The organism is Streptomyces sp. NBC_01166 (assembly GCF_045039765.1).
In the GTDB taxonomy this organism is placed as follows: domain Bacteria; phylum Actinomycetota; class Actinomycetes; order Streptomycetales; family Streptomycetaceae; genus Streptomyces.
The window spans coordinates 5,114,343-5,132,492 of sequence record NZ_CP108613.1; the positions used below are offsets into that span (position 1 = coordinate 5,114,343).

At 71.9% G+C, this 18,150-nt stretch carries 16 protein-coding genes and 1 riboswitch; of the genes, 9 read left to right on the forward strand and 7 right to left on the reverse strand.

Going from position 1 to position 18,150, the window contains the following annotated elements; translation table 11 throughout:
- Positions 1-2 precede the first annotated feature (2 nt).
- Positions 3-1,841: a GMC oxidoreductase gene (locus OG379_RS23700; RefSeq protein WP_405665036.1), complete on the forward strand. Its 1,839-nt coding sequence runs from the start codon at positions 3-5 to the stop codon at positions 1,839-1,841.
- A gap of 70 nt (positions 1,842-1,911) precedes the next feature.
- Here the strand turns inward: OG379_RS23700 and OG379_RS23705 are convergent, their stop codons facing one another.
- Positions 1,912-2,922, reverse strand: coding sequence for an LAETG motif-containing sortase-dependent surface protein (locus OG379_RS23705; RefSeq protein WP_405665037.1), 1,011 nt, complete (start codon positions 2,920-2,922; stop codon positions 1,912-1,914).
- A gap of 289 nt (positions 2,923-3,211) precedes the next feature.
- Between OG379_RS23705 and OG379_RS23710 the strand changes: the two genes are divergently transcribed.
- Positions 3,212-4,963 (forward strand): peptidase, encoded by a 1,752-nt coding sequence (locus OG379_RS23710; RefSeq protein WP_405665039.1) that lies wholly within the window; start codon positions 3,212-3,214, stop codon positions 4,961-4,963.
- A 293-nt stretch (positions 4,964-5,256) separates the two neighbouring features.
- Here the strand turns inward: OG379_RS23710 and OG379_RS23715 are convergent, their stop codons facing one another.
- Positions 5,257-5,559 carry a chorismate mutase gene (locus OG379_RS23715; RefSeq protein ID WP_104788373.1) on the reverse strand — a complete coding sequence of 101 codons (303 nt, stop codon included), beginning with the start codon at positions 5,557-5,559 and terminating at the stop codon, positions 5,257-5,259.
- A gap of 311 nt (positions 5,560-5,870) precedes the next feature.
- Here OG379_RS23715 and guaA point away from each other — a divergent pair, with 311 nt between their 5' ends.
- The 4 genes from guaA to OG379_RS23735 all read left to right on the forward strand — a co-directional run bounded on the left by guaA (position 5,871) and on the right by OG379_RS23735 (position 10,334).
- Positions 5,871-7,457, forward strand: coding sequence for a glutamine-hydrolyzing GMP synthase (guaA, locus tag OG379_RS23720; RefSeq protein WP_401513155.1), 1,587 nt, complete (start codon positions 5,871-5,873; stop codon positions 7,455-7,457).
- A gap of 137 nt (positions 7,458-7,594) precedes the next feature.
- Positions 7,595-8,350 carry an SAM-dependent methyltransferase gene (locus tag OG379_RS23725; RefSeq protein ID WP_405665042.1) on the forward strand — a complete coding sequence of 252 codons (756 nt, stop codon included), beginning with the start codon at positions 7,595-7,597 and terminating at the stop codon, positions 8,348-8,350.
- A 130-nt stretch (positions 8,351-8,480) separates the two neighbouring features.
- Positions 8,481-9,749 carry a hypothetical protein gene (locus OG379_RS23730; RefSeq protein ID WP_405665044.1) on the forward strand — a complete coding sequence of 423 codons (1,269 nt, stop codon included), beginning with the start codon at positions 8,481-8,483 and terminating at the stop codon, positions 9,747-9,749.
- 75 nt (positions 9,750-9,824) lie between these two features.
- Positions 9,825-10,334 carry a DoxX family protein gene (locus OG379_RS23735; RefSeq protein ID WP_405665045.1) on the forward strand — a complete coding sequence of 170 codons (510 nt, stop codon included), beginning with the start codon at positions 9,825-9,827 and terminating at the stop codon, positions 10,332-10,334.
- Positions 10,335-10,348: 14 nt separating this feature from the next.
- Here OG379_RS23735 and OG379_RS23740 read toward each other — a convergent pair whose 3' ends face one another.
- Both OG379_RS23740 and OG379_RS23745 read right to left on the reverse strand, forming a co-directional pair.
- Positions 10,349-10,612, reverse strand: coding sequence for a hypothetical protein (locus OG379_RS23740; protein ID WP_405665047.1), 264 nt, complete (start codon positions 10,610-10,612; stop codon positions 10,349-10,351).
- Entirely contained in the window at positions 10,599-11,933 is a 1,335-nt protein-coding gene (locus OG379_RS23745; RefSeq protein ID WP_405665048.1) for a PspC domain-containing protein, read from the reverse strand. The genes OG379_RS23740 and OG379_RS23745 overlap by 14 nt, the downstream gene beginning before the upstream one ends.
- A 175-nt stretch (positions 11,934-12,108) precedes the next feature.
- On the opposite strand from OG379_RS23745, the gene OG379_RS23750 reads away from it, so the two are divergent.
- A complete protein-coding gene (locus tag OG379_RS23750; RefSeq protein WP_405665050.1) occupies positions 12,109-13,407 on the forward strand; it encodes a PspC domain-containing protein in 1,299 nt (432 codons plus the stop codon).
- The gene (locus tag OG379_RS23755; RefSeq protein ID WP_099173788.1) at positions 13,404-14,099 is read left to right on the forward strand and encodes a response regulator transcription factor; all 696 of its coding nucleotides are present in this window, start codon (positions 13,404-13,406) and stop codon (positions 14,097-14,099) included. The genes OG379_RS23750 and OG379_RS23755 overlap by 4 nt, the downstream gene beginning before the upstream one ends.
- Before the next feature lie 13 nt (positions 14,100-14,112).
- On the opposite strand, the gene OG379_RS23760 is transcribed toward OG379_RS23755, so the two are convergent.
- Together OG379_RS23760 and OG379_RS23765 are read right to left on the reverse strand one after the other, a co-directional pair.
- Positions 14,113-14,868, reverse strand: coding sequence for a GNAT family N-acetyltransferase (locus tag OG379_RS23760; RefSeq protein ID WP_405665052.1), 756 nt, complete (start codon positions 14,866-14,868; stop codon positions 14,113-14,115).
- A 12-nt stretch (positions 14,869-14,880) separates the two neighbouring features.
- Positions 14,881-15,951, reverse strand: coding sequence for an NlpC/P60 family protein (locus tag OG379_RS23765; RefSeq protein ID WP_405665053.1), 1,071 nt, complete (start codon positions 15,949-15,951; stop codon positions 14,881-14,883).
- Positions 15,952-16,304: 353 nt separating this feature from the next.
- Between OG379_RS23765 and OG379_RS23770 the strand changes: the two genes are divergently transcribed.
- Positions 16,305-16,658, forward strand: coding sequence for a hypothetical protein (locus OG379_RS23770; protein ID WP_393762340.1), 354 nt, complete (start codon positions 16,305-16,307; stop codon positions 16,656-16,658).
- Between the two features lie 61 nt (positions 16,659-16,719).
- Here OG379_RS23770 and OG379_RS23775 read toward each other — a convergent pair whose 3' ends face one another.
- Positions 16,720-17,886, reverse strand: coding sequence for an NlpC/P60 family protein (locus OG379_RS23775; protein ID WP_405665056.1), 1,167 nt, complete (start codon positions 17,884-17,886; stop codon positions 16,720-16,722).
- A riboswitch (cyclic di-AMP (ydaO/yuaA leader) is annotated at positions 17,885-18,046 on the reverse strand. Its footprint overlaps the gene before it by 2 nt.
- Positions 18,047-18,150: the final 104 nt, after the last annotated feature.

The window sequence follows — 18,150 nt, forward strand, 5'->3', positions numbered from 1 at the left end:
CCATGTCCCAGGACAGCCCTGCCCAGAATCAGGCCGCACCGGCCGTTCCGGCGGCGGACGACGACGCGTACGACTACGACGTCCTCGTCGTCGGCTCGGGCTTCGGCGGCGCGGTCTCGGCCCTGCGGCTGAGCGAGAAGGGATACCGGGTCGGTGTCCTGGAGGCCGGCCGCCGCTTCACGCGCGCGACGCTGCCCAAGAACTCCTGGGACATCAAGAACTACCTGTGGGCACCCGCGCTCGGCCTGTTCGGCATCCAGCGGGTGCATCTGCTGGGCAAGGTGATGGTGCTGGCCGGGGCGGGCGTCGGCGGTGGCTCCCTCAACTACGCCAACACCCTTTACGTGCCGCCCGCGCCGTTCTTCGAGGACCGCCAGTGGGCGGACATCACCGACTGGAAGGACGAGCTGGCGCCGTACTACGACCAGGCGAAGCGGATGCTCGGGGTGCGGCTCAACCCGACCGTGACCCCGGCGGACGTCCACCTCAAGTCCGTGGCCGAGTCCATGGGCGTCGGCGACACCTTCCACCTCGCCCCGGTCGGCGTCTTCTTCGGCGACGGCCAGGACGCCGACGGCACGGCGCGCACGAAGCCCGGCGGGGAGACGGCCGACCCCTACTTCGGGGGTGCGGGCCCCGACCGCAAGGCCTGCTCCCAGTGCGGCGAGTGCATGACGGGCTGCCGGCACGGCGCGAAGAACACCCTCAACGAGAACTACCTCTACCTGGCGGAGAAGGCCGGCGCCGTCATCCACCCGATGACCTCCGTCGTCGCGGTCACCGACGACCCGGACGGCGGCTACCGCGTCTCGACCGTGCCCACGCACCGGCGCCGCAAGGCGGCACCGTCCGTGCTGCGGGCCCGGAAGGTGATCGTCGCGGCGGGCACGTACGGCACCCAGACCCTGCTGCACACCATGAAGGACGAAGGGCTGCTGCCCCGGCTGTCGTCCCGGCTCGGCGAGCTGACCCGCACCAACTCCGAGGGCCTGGTGGGGGCGCAGACCAGCGACCGCCGCTACCGCAAGAAGCACGGCACCGCCAAGGCCGACTTCACCCAGGGCGTCGCCATCACCTCGTCGATCCACCCGGACGAGAACACCCACATCGAGCCGGTGCGTTACGGCAAGGGCTCCAACGCCATGGGCGCGCTGACCATCCTCCAGGTGCCCTACAGCACCCACAGGGTGCTGAGCTGGTTCGGCAATGTGGCCCGGCACCCGTGGCTCTTGATGCGCTCGCTGTCCAACCGGCGCTGGTCGGAGCGGACCATCATCGGGCTCGTCATGCAGTCGCTGGACAACTCGCTGACCGCGTACCGCAAGCCGGGCGGCGTCGGGAAGGGCCTGCTCACCGCCCGCCAGGGCCACGGTTCGCCCAACCCGACCCAGATAGCCGAGGCCACCCAGGGCGCGACGCTGCTCGCCCAGGAGATCAACGGCTTCGCGGGATCGAACATCGGGGAGCTGATGGGCACCCCGCTCACCGCGCACTTCCTCGGCGGCTGCCCGATCGGGGCGAGCCCGGACGAGGGCGTCATCGACCCGTACCACCGGCTGTACGGGCACCCCGGCATCTCCGTGGTCGACGGCTCCGCGGTCTCCGCCAACCTGGGCGTCAACCCCTCGCTGACCATCACGGCACAGGCGGAGCGCGCGATGTCCTTCTGGCCCAACAAGGGGGAGACGGACCCGCGCCCGGCACAGGACACGGCGTACGAACGGCTCGCCGCCGTCGAGCCGAAGGCGCCCGCGGTGCCGAAGGAGGCGTTCGGCGCGCTGAAGCTGCCGTTCCTGGGCATTCCGGCGGTGCCGCCGAAGAAGGCCGCGTCGGACGCCTGACTCCGGGAACGCCAAGGGGCTGCACCCCCCTCCGAGTGCAGCCCCTTCGCGGTCCTACGGGCGACGCGCCTTACGCGGCGGCGTCACCGTTCCTGCGGCGCCGCACGACGAACATCGCACCGGCACCCAGCACCACGGCCGCGCCGCCCGCGAGGGCGATCACCGACGTGCTGGAGGACGAACCGGTCTCGGCGAGGCTGCCGGTGACCTCGGCGGTGTCGGCGGCCGGCTTCGTGGTGGGGACGGGGACCTTGCCGCCCTCCTGGGGCTTCGCGCCGTCGTCGTCACCGGCCTTGACGATCTGGAACCTGTAGGCGACGTCGGTGAAGCACGGAACGGCCTCCAGCTCCTCGCCGAAGACGAGCCCGCCGCCGAGGCTGAAGCCGGCACCCACCGGGGCGCTCGATTCCACCTTGAGGCGCAGGTCGATGTCGACCTCGTAGCCGGGCTTGATCTCGTCGGTCTGGCCGACGTAGCCGGATGACGTGCCCAGGTCCTCCAGGTCCTCCCAGGTGCCGTTCGCCTCGTCGAGGGCCTGGAGCCGGACCTGCTTGGTCGTGAAGAGCTGCGTGCCCGCCTTGTCGGCGGCGGCGCCCGCGAAGAACGCGATGTTCTTCACGGTCTTCTCCGAGTCGTTGTAGACGTTGAGGGTGAACCGGTCCCAGCCGCTCCCCCGGACGATCTTGCCGGAGAGGCCCTTGATGGAGAGTTCGAGCGGACGCGGCTCGCAGGCGTCGAGCGGCTCCTCCCCCTCCTCCTCGTCGGTCTCCGAAGCGGTGGGCGTCGGCGTCGCGGACGCCGTCTCCGACTCGGTGGCGGTCGGGGTCGGGGTGGCCGTCCCGGGGGTGATGCCCTCGGACGACTCCGTGGCCGACGGCGTCACGGACGGCGAAGCGGACTCGGTGTTCTCGGGGGTCGCCGTCGGGGACGGCGACTCGCTCTCCGTCTCGGTCGGCGTGGCCGAAGGGCTCTCGGTCGTCGTGGTCTCGACGTCCGCGAAGGCGGCCGGTGCCGAGAGCAGGACGACCGGGCCTATGACAGCGGTGGCGGCAGCGAGTGCCAGTGTGCGGCGGAGCTTCATCTGGGGCCTCAGCGGGTCCGTGGTACCGCGTGGGCTGCGGTACGTCTGAAAATAATGAACGGGCCGCCGTTGTGGGGACGGATCAAGCCGGTGTGTTCGCCATGCATGACCTGTGAGGTGCGAAAACGGTTGTCCTGGGTCTCACAGAATCTTTATGTGGCGCCCGCCACACCCGCGCGCCGTGCCCAATCCGTGATCTTGGCCGGAGCAACTGTTCGCACCCCTGCGTGGTCGAACCCGTACTGCGTCACAGCAGTCACACAGCTCCGCCGATCCCCAGAGGTTCGCGATGACACGCCTTTCCCCGAGAACAGCGCTGCGCCGGACGGCAGGCGGCTTCGCCGCCGCCGGGCTGCTCGCCGCCGGTTCGCTCGCCGTGGCCGCCCCCGCGCAGGCGGACGGCCCGGTCTTCACGCTCGGAGGCCCGGCCGAGACGGCCCTGCACCCCTACCCGGAGACCGGGAGCCCCCAGAAGTCCTCGCTCGGGCTCACCGTCCACAACCCGGACCCCGACGAGGAGAGCATGGGTTACGAGGGCGAGGTGACCTACACCCTCGACCTCAGCGGCATCGCGGGCGTCGCCGAGCTGACCCCGGCCGAGGACACGGGATCGGACTGCGAGATCACCGGGACCACGGCCGTCTGCCACGACTGGGGCGTCTACGCGGGCCTCAGCTCCATCGCCGACTTCGACCTCGCCGCGGCGAAGGGCAGCAAGGACGGCGCCTCCGGCACCATCGAGGTGACCGGATCGGCGGACGGGGTCACCTTCACGCCCTTCTCGACGAAGGTGACCGTCGGCGGCCCCGACCTGGTCATGAAGCAGCTCCCCTTCAAGCAGGAGCTCGAGCCGGGCGACGTACAGCCCGCCCCGATCACCTTCACCAACAAGGGCACCACGGCCGCCGACGGCGTCCTGCTGACCCTGAGGTACTCGCGCGGGATGGAGATCCCCGAGCGCTACGCCAACTGCGAGTACAACGGTGAGGCCGGGGAAGAGCCGTTCGACGGCTTCGCCTGGGCCACCGCCCTGTGCTCGGTCCCGGGCTCCTACGAACCGGGCGCCACCTACACACTGGCGGAGCCCCTGTCCGTCAAGGCCACCGAGCGCGCGTTCTACGACACCTTCATCTACCGCATCAACGAGGACAGCGCCGCACAGCGCTCCGCGCAGCGCGCGGGCGCGGCCTTCACCCGGGGCACCGGCCCCGAACTGACCATGAAGCAGGTCACCTCCTCCGCCCGGGGCGCGGACCTGAACCCCTGGGACAACCAGCAGGAGATCGACTTCCGTACGGAGAACACCGCGAACTTCGTCGCCGTGGGCGGCAAGGCCGACGGCGACGTGGGGGAGACCGTCACCGCGGACATCGGCTTCCGTAACGACGGACCGGCCTGGATCGGCTACATCCGGTCCGGCGAGCCCGTCGCCGCCTTCGACTTCACCGTCCCCGAGGGCGCCGAGGTCACCCGCAAGCCGGAGTCCTGCCGGGGCGTGACGGCGGACGGCAAGTACCGCGAGGACCAGAACCGCGCACCCCGCTACGTCTGCAACACGTCGATGACCGTGCGCGACGGGGCCGACGTCTCGCTGCCCTTCGACCTGAAGATCACCGCACTGGTCCCGAACGCCGACGGCGCCGTCCGGATCCGCAACACCTGGCTGAGCGACCCCGAACTGCCCTTCGACCCGAAGCCGGCCGACAACACCGCGCGACTGGTGCTCAACGACGACGGCTCCGGCTCCGAGGACACCGGCGGGACGTCGGACGGCGCAACCGGCACGGGCGGGGCCACCGAGGGCTCCGCGGGCGGTGACACGGCGGGCCAGGACTCCGGGACGTCCGGCACCTCGGGCACGTCCTCCGGCTCGGGACCGAGCGGGAGCACGGGCTCGTCCGGCACCGCGTCGGCGAGCACGGGTGGCGGCCTCGCCTCCACCGGCTCGGTCGCACTGATGGCCTCCGGCGGAGCGGTGATGGCCCTGGCCGTGGGTGGCGTGCTGTACGCGACGAACCGGCGCCGGGCCCGGCAGGCCTGAGGCCGCCGCTCACGACGGTCCGTAGGCGGCCGGTCCCGGGCGTCCCCGGAACCGGCCGCACATGGGTGACCGGGCTGCTGTCCCCTGCCGACCGGTCACACGCGCCGGATCGTGGTCCCACGGCGTACCTGCGGTACGCCACACGTCCCGGCGGAGCCACGCGTGGATTCCTACCGATGCCGCCCCTGGCTGGCACGGACACACGGACCAACGAAGCCGTCCGGGCCCGGTCACGCGCCGTACGGGTGAGACCCGGACCGAACGCGGGTGCGGCCGTACAGCCTTCCCGTACGTCACACCCGGCCGCGGCACAGCTCCAGCAGCGTCATGGCGAGTGCCGTGCCCGGCTTGCCCAGGGCATCGCTGTAGTGGCTGAGGACGTCCATCTCCCGCGAGAGGTTCACCCGGCGGCCTCCGGACGTGATCCTCGCCTCCTGGATGACCGCCGAGACGGCCATCCGTTCCTGGACGAGGCCGATGATCCGGTCGTCCAGCGCGTCGATGCGGGTGCGGGCGCCCCCGATCAGGGACGCGGCCTCGTCGGTGTGCGCGCCGGTCCGCTCGGCGGCCGTCTTCGTGGGTGCGGTGCTGGTCATCTGTGACTCCCGGTGGGCTGAGGGCCCGGAGCGACAGGTCCCGAACGCCAGAACGCCCCGGGCCTGTCGGCCCGGGGCGCCTGGAACGTTGCTTGTCAGTTGCTCAAGCAGCACGACCATGGCAGCCGGCGGGCCGGGTGCCATAGGTAAAGACGAAGATCGTGTGCTGACGCATGGAGCCAGTATGGACCCCGCCCCGGGCCGGGGTCCACGCCGGGCCCGGATGGTGAGACGGGAGCCCGGCGGGGTCATGTCCCAAGGCCGGTAGAATTGGGAGGACCGACCCCTCTCCACCGCCGGAAGGCCGCCCCGTGCCAGCAGCACCCCCCGCCGCCCCCGACACCACGACCGACGTCGTCCTGGTTGTCGACTTCGGCGCCCAGTACGCCCAGCTCATCGCCCGACGCGTCCGCGAGGCCCGCGTCTACAGCGAGATCGTCCCGTCCACGATGCCGGTGGCCGAGATGCTGGCGAAGAACCCCCGGGCGATCATCCTGTCCGGCGGACCGTCGTCGGTGTACGCGGAGGGCGCACCCAGCCTCGACCGTTCGCTCTTCGAGGCCGGGGTCCCGGTCTTCGGCATGTGCTACGGCTTCCAGATCATGGCCACCACCCTCGGCGGCACGGTCGACGACAACGGTGCCCGCGAGTACGGCCGCACCCCGCTCACGGTCTCCAAGGCCGGCTCCACCCTCTTCGAGGGCACGCCCTCCGAGCAGTCGGTCTGGATGTCGCACGGCGACGCCTGCTCCGCCGCCCCCGAGGGCTTCACCGTGACGGCGTCCACCGACGTCGTCCCTGTCGCCGCCTTCGAGAACGACGAGAAGAAGCTCTACGGCGTCCAGTACCACCCGGAGGTCATGCACTCGACCTACGGCCAGCAGGTCCTGGAGCACTTCCTCTACCGGGGCGCGGGCATCGAGCCGACCTGGACGACCACCAACGTCGTCGAGGAGCAGATCGCTCTGATCCGCGAGCAGGTCGGCGACAAGCGCGCCATCTGCGGCCTCTCCGGCGGCGTGGACTCCGCGGTCGCCGCGGCCCTCGTGCAGAAGGCCATCGGCTCCCAGCTCACCTGCGTGTACGTCGACCACGGCCTGATGCGCAAGGGCGAGACCGAGCAGGTCGAGAAGGACTTCGTCGCCGCGACCGGCGCGAAGCTGAAGGTCGTCGACGCGGAGAAGCGCTTCCTCGACGCCCTGGCCGGTGTGTCCGACCCGGAGCAGAAGCGGAAGATCATCGGCCGCGAGTTCATCCGCGTCTTCGAACAGGCCCAGCTGGAGATCCTCCAGGAGGACGGCCCCGAGGTCGCCTTCCTCGTCCAGGGCACGCTCTACCCGGACGTCGTGGAGTCCGGCGGCGGCACCGGCACCGCCAACATCAAGTCCCACCACAACGTGGGCGGGCTTCCCGACGACATCGAGTTCCAGCTCGTCGAGCCGCTGCGCCAGCTGTTCAAGGACGAGGTCCGGATGGTCGGCCAGGAGCTCGGCCTGCCGGAGGAGATCGTCCAGCGCCAGCCGTTCCCGGGCCCCGGCCTCGGGATCCGTATCGTCGGCGACGTCACCAAGGAGCGGCTCGACCTGCTGCGCGAGGCCGACGCCATCGCCCGCGAGGAGCTCACGGCGGCCGGCCTGGACCGTGACATCTGGCAGTGCCCCGTGGTCCTGCTCGCGGACGTCCGCAGCGTCGGTGTCCAGGGCGACGGCCGTACCTACGGCCACCCGATCGTGCTGCGCCCGGTCTCCTCCGAGGACGCCATGACGGCCGACTGGTCGCGCCTGCCGTACGAGACGCTGGCGAAGATCTCCACCCGCATCACCAACGAGGTCGCCGACGTCAACCGCGTGGTGCTCGACGTGACGAGCAAGCCGCCGGGGACGATCGAGTGGGAGTGATCCCCGCGCCCTGAGGTCCAAGCCGTTGCCGTCGCTCATTCGTTTGGGCGGCGGCATCGTCGTATCCGCTGGGTACGCCGGGGCGCCCTCTCCAATTCGGTGGCAGAGCTCATTCAGCCGTGGAATGGTGCGTCCCCATGTCCGCCGAAGAAGTCCGCGCTGTCATGTCCGCCCCCGGCAACGACCGCCTCACCTGGAACACCCCCCTGTCCGAGGAGCACGCCGCCCAGCTGATCTCGGCCTGCGCCCCCGATCCCGGCGCCCGGATCGCCGACTTCGGCAGCGGCTGGGGTGAGCTGCTGATGCGTCTGGTCGAGGCAGCGCCCGGCTCCACGGGGGACGGCATCGAGACCGACCCGGAAGCCGTTGCCCGGGGACGCCGCCTGGCGGAGGAGCGAGGGCTCACCGGCCGGGTTCGGTTCCACGAGGTCCCGGCGGCCGGACATCCGGCGACCGGCTACGACCTCGCCGTCTCCATCGGTTCCTCGCACGCCTGGCCGGGCGGTACCCCGGAGGCGCTGAAAGCTCTGCGCGCCGCCGTACGTCCCGGTGGCCGGGTGCTGTTCGGGGACGGGTTCTGGGAGCGCGAGCCCTCGTCCGCCGCGCTGGAGGGCCTCGGCGCGGAGCCGGACGACTTCGGCCCGCTCCTGGGTCTGATCAGGCAGGCGGAGGCGGCCGGGCTCAGGCCGCTCCAAGTGACCGTCGCCGACCGGCGCGAGTGGGACCTCTTCGAGTCCGCCGCCAACATCGGGCGCGGCGAGCGCTGGGCGCTGGCCAATCCCGGGCACCGGCTGCACGCCGCGGTGACCGAGGCCGTCGACGCCCGCCGCACCGGCTACTACGGGGGATACCGGGGAACACTGGGCCTCGCCTACCTCGTGCTCAGCGCCTGACAATCGCACATCCGTACAACGAGCGCCCCCGAGCCGCCCCGATGCGGGGAGGAGCAGCCCCGTACGGCACAATTCGCAGAAATCAGAGGCGAGTTGGTTGGTACCGGGGCGGGAAAGGGCGGCGTTCTCCGTGGCGTTGGACGAGGCGAGGGCGAAAAGTACGCACGGCGGTGGCTGTACGTGCGGCGACTGCCCGCACGGGGCGCGCGAAGGGCACCGGCGGGCCGTGGCGGCCTTCCTCGCCAAGCGGGACGAACTCGCCGCCGGCCAGGGCCTGCCCGGCGGTGTCGCCCAGTCGGTGTCCGCGTCCCGGCAGTGGGTGTCGGACGAGCTGACCGAGTCGGCCCGCACCGTCGCCGACCGCAGCAGGGAGGCCGGTGACGCCTGGCTCCACGCCCTCTGGCGACGCACCCTGACCGTGGTCTGGGGCGGCGTCGCCCTGCTGGTCATCGGCGAAGCCGTCACCGCCATCGGCGCCGGCTGGTCCACCGCACGCACCGCGGGCCTGCTCGCCGCACTCGTCACCGCGGGCCTGCTGACGGGAGCCGCCCACGTCCACCGGGCCCGCGGCGGCCTCCTCGCCCCGTTGATCGGCGAGGACAACCGGCTCTCCACCTCCCGTACGGTCGCCGCCTCCTGGGTGCTGCTCGCCGTCTTCGCCGTCCTCGTCCTCGCGCTCCAGCTGGCCGGGGCGTCGGCCCACGCCGACCGGGACGCCCTGATCGAGGGGCTGGACCTGGTCCGCTCGGCCGGCGTGCTGTCCGTGCTCGCGCTGGTGTGCGCCGTAGCCGTCGTCGTACGCCGGGTGGTGACCGTACGCGTCCTGGGGCAGCGGCTGCAGAAGCTGCGGGCCGACCGGCCGCGGGCCGCCGATCTGCTGACCGACGACTCCGGACGCGGCAGCTTCACCGACGTGCAGTACGTCCTGGTCAGTACGGTCGCCGTGCTGTTCGCCGCGGTCCGCCTGGCCCGCCGCCCCGAGCAGCTGCCTGATCTGCCGTGGGGCCTGGCGGTCCTGGTGGCCGTCTCGGCGGTGACGTACTTCGCGGGGAAGTACGCGGAGGGCGGCCGGCCGGTCATCCTGTCGGTCGTCCGGGCCAGGGAGGCCGGGGACCTGGACGCCCCGATCCGTACCGGCGACGACATCGAGATCCGGGGCGCCGGATTCGTGCCGCCGGGCGCCGGGAGTCCCGACAGGCTGGCACGGGTGGTCGTCAGGATCGGCCGCGTACACGTGCACGTGCCCCTGATCCCGGTCACCGGAGGCTTCGCCAACCCGGCGGACACCGTGCTCACCGTGCCCGTGCCCGTCGAGGTCGAGCCCGGCGAGGTGGAGGTACAGGTCGTCACGGCCGCGGGCGTGGAGACCAACTCCTGCCGCATCGACGTCACGGACTGATCCGCACACCTGGTGAGCCGCACCGAACCGGCGTACGTATGGTCTGTCGGAAGGCCAACGGAAAGCGGGACAGTGATGACTGGGTACAGGGGCGGTTCCTACGGGCTCGACGAGCCGAGAAGTCTCCGGGACCGGGCGGGGCAGTACGCGCTTCTCCCTCTGCGGATCTTTCTCGGCGTCACCTTCGTCTACGCGGGGCTCGACAAGCTGACCGACAGCGCGTTCCTGTCAGCGAGCGGGCCCGGCTCCATCGGCGAGATGATGAACGGCGTACGTGACAGCGCGGCGATCCCGGGCCTCGTCGACCTGGCTCTGAAGAGCCCCGAAGGGTTCGGCTACGCCATCGCGATCGGCGAACTCCTCGTCGGCCTGGGCACCCTGGCCGGCCTGTGGGCGCGGCTCGCGGCGCTCGGCGGGGCGCTGATCTCGCTGAGCCTGTGGCTGACGGTGAGCTGGCAGAGCACGCCGTACTACTACGGCAACGACCTGGTCTACCTCATGGCCTGGCTGCCGCTGCTGCTGGCCGGAGCGCCCTACTGGTCGGTGGACGCCCGGCGAGGAGGCCGGCGCCGCGGGCGTATCTGAGGGCCGCGCGGTGGTCAGGGCGCCATGGTGGAACCACCGGGCGCGGGCTGCGGTGCCGACGCCTCCGTCGCGGCCTTCCGCGCCTCCCGCCGTCGCCGCAGCCGGTAGCTCACCCAGGTCACCGTGGCCGCCAGCCCCAGGCCGCCGAGGAACACCGGGGCGAAGAACGTCCACGGGGCGTTCCACGCGCCCGCCGCGTCCGCCGCGTAACCGGCCGCCAGGGTCAGCATGACGAGGCCCGCCACCGCTCGGCCCGGCCGGATCTCATGACGCAGCACGGGTGACCTCCAGTTGTCCGATGCCGACTCCCATGCCCAGTTCGACGGTGCCGGCGGGCTTGCTGTTCTCGGCGGGTCCGATGGTCTGCCGGGTGCGCCGGTCGGGGGCGATGTCCACGTCCTTGCGCCGGTCGGACGGGAACTGGATGTCGCCGAGGCCCGCCTCCGCGTCCACCTTCACCGTCACCCCGGCCGGTACGACGACGAGCGCGCGGCCCGCGCCGACCTCGATCCGGGTGCGCAGGGTCTCGCCCTTCGGGACGGTCACCCCGGAGAGGTCGAGCTTCGCGACCCCGGTGCCCAGCTTGTACTGCGGCTGGACCGCGGCCACCGACGCCGGGCGCCACTCCTTGCGGACCCAGTCGGTGCCGACGTTCTCCGGGACGGCCGAGGCCCCCGCCAGCAGTCCCGCAGTGATCATGGCCAGCAGGACAGTGCCGAAGCCGGTCCTGCCGAGGACGGAGGCGGCGAGCAGGCCGAGGCCGAACACCCCCAGTGCCGCCGCGAGCCCGATCTGCAGGCTCGTACCCAGTGGATGGGTGTCCCAGCTCAGCCCCGTGCCGAGGCCTCCCGCGATCAGGGCGAGCAGGAGGACGAGGCCGCCGATCGAGCGCGGGCCCCGGTTGCCGGTCGGGCGGTAGGGCGGGCGGTACGGGTCGTCCGCCGTAGGCCTGTTCCTGCCGAGCTCCGCCGCCTCCGGCGCCGCGTTCTCGGGACCCCAGAGATAGCCGGTCCCCGCCGGGCCGGTCGTGCCGTCCTTGACGATCGGGTCCCGCCACCAGGACGGGCTGCCCGGCGTGGGCGGCGCCTTCACCTCGGGCGGGGCCCCGTGGCCGGCGGCGTGCGCAGTGCTTCCCGGGGCGTGCGACGCGGAGCCCGGCGCGTCCTCGGGCGGGGCCGTCCGGCGGTGCTGGCTCCAGACCGAGAAGCCGATCACGGTCAGCGACAGCATCGCCGCGAAGGCGAGCATCCCGCCGTTGTGCAGCATCGACAGCAGCAGCCCGCACCCCGCCAGGGCCAGCACCAGCGCGATCAGTGAGGCGCCCTCGACCCGGCCCGACAGCAGCCTGCGCGCCTCGTTCTCGTCCTCGCCCTCCACCGGGAGCAGCAGCCACGCGAAGCCGTAGAAGATCAGTCCGATGCCGCCCGTCGCAGCGAGGACGCCGAGCACGATCCGGAAGATCACCGGGTCCACGTCGCAGTACCGGCCGAGCCCGCCGCACACCCCGGCCACGACTTTCTGCCGCGGGCTGCGCCGCAGCCGCGGTGCCGGCCCGGGGGGCGGTGTGACGCCGGGGGAGGCGTCCTGGGGAACGGTCATGGCTCCATGGTGACGGCCCGTACGCCCTTGTGGGACCCGCGACGACCCTGGCCGATCCCTGATATTGCGTCCCGGAGGCCGGTGGGGGCCCGCCCGGTCACCCCCTGACCTCCTCAGGGTCGAGTCCGGGCAGACCCTGATGCCGTGGCCCGCCGGAACGTGTGACGATCGGTACATGCCAGCAGCCACGAGCCGAGCCCCGAGCTCCCACGCCCCGGACCCGGAGGAGCCGGCACCGCGCAAGCTCTACCGCAGCGCCGACGGGCGGATGCTCGGCGGCGTCGCGCGCGGGCTCGCCGGACACCTGGGGCTGCCCGTCGCCTGGGTCCGGTTCGTCTTCCTCGGACTGTTCTTCGCCGACGGCCTCGGCGCCCTGCTCTACGCCGTGTTCTGGATCGTCGTACCGCTCGGGGTCGGCGGGGGCGGCGGGATGGGCGGGGTGGAGCGGTCCCTCTTCGAGACCGCCCCGGACGGCCGGCGCAGACTCCGCAAGCCGGACAAGGGCCAGGTCTTCGCCCTCGTCGCGCTGCTCGTCGGAGCCATGATCTTCGTCGGCAACGTCGACATGGGCAGCGAGGCGGACCGTTACGTCTGGCCCGCGCTGCTGATAGGCGCGGGCTCCGTCCTGGTCTGGCGCCAGGCCGACAACGCGCGCCGCGCCCGCTGGATGGAGGTCGGCCGCCGCCGCCGAGTGCTGCAACTGGCCCGGGGGCTGGCGGGCGTCGCGCTCGTCGGCCTCGGCCTCGCCGCCTTCATGGTGGTGCGGGGCTCGGCGGCCCAGCTCGGCACCGCGCTGACCGCCGCCATCGCCGTACTCACCGGGATCGCGCTGCTCGCGGGCCCCTATCTCGTACGGATGACACAGGACCTCTCCGAGGAACGCCTGATGCGCATCCGGGCGCAGGAGCGTGCCGAGGTCGCCGCCCATGTCCACGACTCCGTCCTGCACACGCTCACGCTGATCCAGCGCAACGCGGACGACGGCGGCGAGGTCCGCAGGCTGGCCCGTGCCCAGGAGCGCGAGCTGCGCAACTGGCTGTACAACCCGGAGGGCACCGGCAAGGAGGAGGCCGAGGAACCGGCGACCCTGGCCGAGGCGGTCAAGCGGGCCGCCGCCGAGGTCGAGGACAAGCACGGGGTCCCGCTGGAGGTCGTCGTCGTCGGCGACTGCCCGCTCGACGAGAAGCTGGCTGCGCAGATGCAGGCCGCACGCGAGGCGATGGTCAACGCCGCCAAGTACGGTGGCGAGGGCGGTGCCGTACAGGTCTTCGCGGAGGTCGAGGGCCGCACGGTCTTCGTCTCCGTACGTGACCGGGGGCCGGGATTCGACCTGGACGCAGTTCCGGGCGACAGGATGGGCGTACGAGAATCGATCATCGGCCGGATGCAGCGCAACGGCGGTACGGCGCGGCTGCGTTCGGTGCCCGGTGGGGGCACGGAAGTCGAACTGGAGATGGAGAGGGCGAGCGAATGACCGAGAACACCGAAGCGACCGGGGGCCCGGAGCGCCGGGTACGGGTCGTGCTCGTCGACGACCACCGGATGTTCCGCACCGGCGTCCAGGCCGAGATCGGCCGCACCGAGGAGACCGGGGTCGAGGTCGTCGGCGAGGCCGCCGACGTCGATCAGGCGGTCACCGTGATCACCGCGACCCGTCCCGAGGTCGTCCTCCTCGACGTCCACCTCCCGGGAGGCGGCGGTGTCGAGGTGCTGCGGCGCTGCGCCCCGATGATGGGCGCCGTCGAGAACCCGGTGCGCTTCCTCGCGCTGTCCGTCTCGGACGCCGCCGAGGACGTCATCGGCGTCATCCGTGGCGGCGCACGCGGCTACGTCACCAAGACCATCACCGGCACCGACCTCGTCGACTCGGTCTTCCGGGTCCAGGAGGGCGACGCGGTGTTCTCGCCGCGGCTGGCCGGCTTCGTCCTGGACGCGTTCGCCTCGACGGACGCCCCGCCGGTCGACGAGGACCTGGACCGGCTGACGCAGCGCGAGCGCGAGGTGCTGCGGCTCATCGCCCGGGGGTACGCGTACAAGGAGATCGCCAAGCAGCTGTTCATCTCGGTGAAGACGGTCGAATCCCATGTCTCGGCCGTGCTGCGCAAGCTCCAGCTCTCCAACCGGCACGAACTGACCCGGTGGGCCACGGCGCGTCGGCTGGTCTGAGCCCGGCCCGTGCTCAGGTGGGGTCGAGCGAGATGTTGAGCTTCTCGCCGGTCCTGCGGTAGCCGACGCCCGCGTAGATCCGCTCGACGTCGGGGCCGCCCGGCTCCAGCCACACGGTGTGGAAGGCACGCTCGAACGCGGTGCGGGTCAGCCAGGCGGAGAGCGCCGCGCCGACGCCCCTGCGGCGGAAGGCGTCGGCGACGGCCAGACCGGCCAGTTCGCCGATGCCGTCGGCCGGGGTCGAGCAGCCGCCCGCTCCGGCGGGCCGGCCGTCCACGGTGGCCAGTCCCGAGACGCCACCGCTCTCCGTCGCCCGGCGCAGCCAGGCGATCTCGCCGTCGTCGGGGCCGCCCTCCCCGCCGAAGCCGGTGTGCTGGACGGCGGCCGCGGAGGCGAACTCCGCGTCGGTGACGGGCTCGGCGATGCGGAGGCCGTCCACCGGCTTGGACGTGAGCAGGTCGTCGGCGGTGCAGGCCATGACGGGTGCGCGGTTCTCGACGGTGAAACCGGCCGCCAGCAGGGCCGGTTCGACCGCGGGCGCCCAGGCGGGCAGGAACTCCAGCCGTGGGAGCCGGTCGTGCTCACGGAACGCGGCGACCAGATCGGCGACGTCCTGGGCGGTGGGCTCGGCCCCCTGGTCGGGGATGGCGTAGTTGGCGAACTTCAGCTCCCAGCCCGGGTTGTGGCGCACCGTGAAGGGGCCGACCCGGTAGTGGTCCGGCGAGCGGAGAGCGAGCGTACGGGCGTAGTTCTGGATAGCGGTGTCCATGGGCCCGGGAGCCTATGCGACACGGGTCGCTCCCGCGAAGGGCATTTCGCTGATCGGCGCGATACGGACGGGGGCACCCGGACGCGGGGCGTGGATCATCTGGCCGCCGCCGATGTAGAGCCCGACGTGGGTGACCCCGGAGTAGAAGAACACCAGGTCTCCCGGGGCGAGTTCGGATTGGGACACGCGTTGGCCCGCGTTGATCTGGGTGTACGTCGTACGCGGCAGCGAGACTCCCGCCGCGCGCCAGGCGGCCTGGGTGAGGCCGGAGCAGTCGAAGGACGAGGGGCCGGTGGCGCCCCAGACGTACGGCTTGCCGAGTGCCCCGTACGCGAAGGCGACGGCCTGTGCCGCGCGGGCGTTGGGGGCGGCCACGGAGCCGCGCGGGACGCCCCGGTCGGCGCGTACGGCGCTGCCGCCGTGCGCGGCGTCGGCCGAGCGCTCGTAGTCGGCGCGCTGCCCGGCGGTGAGGCCGGCCAGGAGCTTCCGGGCGTCGGCGAGCTTGGCGCGTACCGCGTCCTTGTGCTTCTTCAGGTCGGCCCGGCGTGAGGTGAGGACCTCCAGCTCGTCCTGGGCCCGGGCGCGCAGCTGGGCGATTTCGCCGACCTGCCGGCGTACGCCCTGGAGCGCACCGGCCTGGCGGTCGCCCGCCCGGTCCTCGTAGGAGGCGCGCTCCAGATACTCGTCCGGGTCGGAGGAGAGGGCCAGCCGGACGGCGGGGTCGATGCCGGCGCTGCGGTACTGCGCGGCGGCGAACGAGCCGAGGGCGTCGCGCGCGGCGTTGAGACGCTCGGTCCTGCGGGCGGCCTCGTCCCGGAGGGCTTCGAGGGACTTCTCGGAGGCCGCCGCCTCCTCCTTCGCGCCGTTGTACTTCTCGGTGGCCACCTCGGCGTCGTGGTAGAGCCGGTCGACCTTGGCCTCGACCTGGGCCGGGGTGAGCTGGGGGTCGGCCTGGGCGGCGCCTTCGAGGGCGGTCGCGGTCGCGGCCCCGGCGAGGGCGAGGGTGGCTGCTGTGCGGGCAGCAGGCCCGGTGAACAGACGCTGCTTGGGCTTGCGGTGAGCGGCTTCTCGATGGGCGGCCACGAGGGTGGTGCGTCCTTCCGTTCGACTGCCCGTCGGTGGGTGCCGCGGGCCCGCCGGGGTCCGGCGGCGGGCCACCACAGGGGGGAGTGGCCCGCCGCCGGATTCCTGGCGGGGCGACCGGGGCCGCCCGGTACGGGGGCGGTGGTACAGAGCCGGTCACCTGGGAGGACGCTAAACCCGTCGCACAGGGAAGAGGTGTAATGACAGCTATTGCCCTCATATGCTGTTTCGTTTCCGTCGGTTGACCGGAAAAATCAACCGGAGTCCGGCAATCCGCGCAGGGTCCGGGGGAACTCATCAGTAAGTCGTACCTGGCCGAAGAGTGGTGATATGGCCGCGGTTAGGCTGCGGCCATGGACGTACTCATCAATGTCTTCGTGGCCCTGCACATCATCGGTATCGCCTCCCTGCTGGGCGGCTTCCTGACCCAGATGAAGGCCATGGGGGCAGGCACGGCGCGCTTCGTCCCGGCCATGCTGCACGGCGCGCTCACCATGCTCGTCACGGGTGTCGCCCTGGTCGGGCTCAACCAGGCCGACGACCAGAGCGTGAACAACGTCAAGATCGGCGTCAAGCTGCTGGTCCTGATCGTGATCCTGGCGCTCGTCTATGTGAAGCGGGACGAGGAGAAGGTGGACAAGGGTGCGTTCGCCGCCGTCGGCGGGCTGACGGTCGCCAACATCTTCATCGCCACGCTCTGGACCTGAGCGCGGGCGGGCGGGCCCGGGGCTGTGCCCCGGGCCCGCCCGCCGACGGCGCTCCCGCGCGTCAGGCGGGGCGCACGCTGCCGTAGATCGGCATGTAGTAGATCGACTCCTCGCGGACGTTCGCACCCGGCTTCGGCGCGTGGATCATCATGCCGTCGCCCTTGTAGATGCCGACGTGGCTGATGTCGTCGTAGAAGAAGACCAGGTCCCCCGGCTGCAGATCCGCCGTGGCCACCCGGGTGCCGACCTCGACCTGGTCCCAGGTGGTGCGGGGCAGATCGACGCCCGCCTCCTTCCAGGCCGCCTGGGTGAGCCCGGAGCAGTCGTACGAGGACGGGCCCGTCGCCCCCCAGACGTACGGCTTGCCGATCTGGGCGCGCGCGAAGGCCAGGACCTTCTCGGCCTTCGAGGCGTAGCCGCTGTCGGAGCCCGTGCCGCCGGTCTCCGTGCCGGTGCCGGTGCCCGAGCCGGCCTCCTCCTGCCCGGCCTCTTCCTCGGCGGCCTGCTCGGCCTTCTCCTTCGCGGCCTGCTGCCGGGCCAGCTCCTCGGCCTTGCGCTTGGCCTCGGCCTCCTTCTTGCGCTCCAGCTCCGCGAGCCGCGCCTTCTCCTCGGCGGTCAGTTTCGACAGCAGCGAGCGTGCCTCGGTGAGCTTCGTCTGCACCTGCTGCTTGCTGGTGCGCAGCGTGGCCTGCGACTCGGTGAGCGTCTCCAGGCTCTTCGTCGCCTCGACGCGCTTCGCCGCCGCCTCCTTCTGCTGCGTACGGAAGTCGGCGACCGCCTTCTGCTGCTGGCTGGTCATCCGGGCCATCAGCTGGTCCTGGTCGAAGTACGACTGCGGGTCGTCCGCGAGGAAGAACGTCGCCGTCGGGGCGATCGAGCCGCTGCGGTACTGCGCGGTGGCGTAGTTGCCCAGCTCCCGGCGCGTCTCGTTGAGCTTGTCGGCCCGCTTCGCCGCGGCCTCCAGCAGCGCGTCGACCTTGGAGCGCTGCCCGGCCGACGCGCTCTTCGCCTTGTTGTACTGCTGCGTCGCCGTGCCGGCCTGCCGGTAGAGGGCGTCGACCTTCTTCTGCACTTCCTCGATGCTGGGCTTGGGCTCGGCGGGGGCGGCCGTCGCGCTCTGCATGGAGAGCAGGGTGACGGAGGCGAGCGCCGCGGTCGTGAGACCGACGGCGGGGGTGGTGGTGCGCACCCGGGTGCGCGGCTTGCGATGCGACGCCAAGGCCGGCATCTCCTTCCGTGGACCGCCTACCGGGTTAGCTGTCGGGTTCGGGCGGAACGGAAGGCTGCCCTACGGTCCTGTGGAGACGGACCGATTCACCCCGGTGCTGCGTGTGGGTCCCCGGTTCCGGACACCCTTCGGGGGAGTACGGATTCGGCGGGGGCGCCCGTGCGGCGCGGTTCGCCTCAAGGGGGTACGGGGCACCCGTCGGAGCACGCTAGCCAACCCGTGGTGTCCCTGTGAAGGTTGATGTTCGATATGCCCGATACATTT

What these genes read in the sequence shown, in the direction of transcription:
- OG379_RS23725 (WP_405665042.1), top strand. Translation starts at nt 7,595, where the DNA reads ATGTCCGCCGAAGAAGTCCGCGCTGTCATGTCCGCCCCCGGCAACGAC.
- OG379_RS23735 (WP_405665045.1), top strand. Translation starts at nt 9,825, where the DNA reads ATGACTGGGTACAGGGGCGGTTCCTACGGGCTCGACGAGCCGAGAAGT.
- OG379_RS23710 (WP_405665039.1), top strand. Translation starts at nt 3,212, where the DNA reads ATGACACGCCTTTCCCCGAGAACAGCGCTGCGCCGGACGGCAGGCGGC.
- OG379_RS23760 (WP_405665052.1), bottom strand. Translation starts at nt 14,868, where the DNA reads ATGGACACCGCTATCCAGAACTACGCCCGTACGCTCGCTCTCCGCTCG.
- OG379_RS23750 (WP_405665050.1), top strand. Translation starts at nt 12,109, where the DNA reads ATGCCAGCAGCCACGAGCCGAGCCCCGAGCTCCCACGCCCCGGACCCG.
- OG379_RS23755 (WP_099173788.1), top strand. Translation starts at nt 13,404, where the DNA reads ATGACCGAGAACACCGAAGCGACCGGGGGCCCGGAGCGCCGGGTACGG.
- OG379_RS23700 (WP_405665036.1), top strand. Translation starts at nt 3, where the DNA reads ATGTCCCAGGACAGCCCTGCCCAGAATCAGGCCGCACCGGCCGTTCCG.
- OG379_RS23715 (WP_104788373.1), bottom strand. Translation starts at nt 5,559, where the DNA reads ATGACCAGCACCGCACCCACGAAGACGGCCGCCGAGCGGACCGGCGCG.
- OG379_RS23770 (WP_393762340.1), top strand. Translation starts at nt 16,305, where the DNA reads ATGGACGTACTCATCAATGTCTTCGTGGCCCTGCACATCATCGGTATC.
- OG379_RS23745 (WP_405665048.1), bottom strand. Translation starts at nt 11,933, where the DNA reads ATGACCGTTCCCCAGGACGCCTCCCCCGGCGTCACACCGCCCCCCGGG.
- OG379_RS23775 (WP_405665056.1), bottom strand. Translation starts at nt 17,886, where the DNA reads ATGCCGGCCTTGGCGTCGCATCGCAAGCCGCGCACCCGGGTGCGCACC.
- OG379_RS23705 (WP_405665037.1), bottom strand. Translation starts at nt 2,922, where the DNA reads ATGAAGCTCCGCCGCACACTGGCACTCGCTGCCGCCACCGCTGTCATA.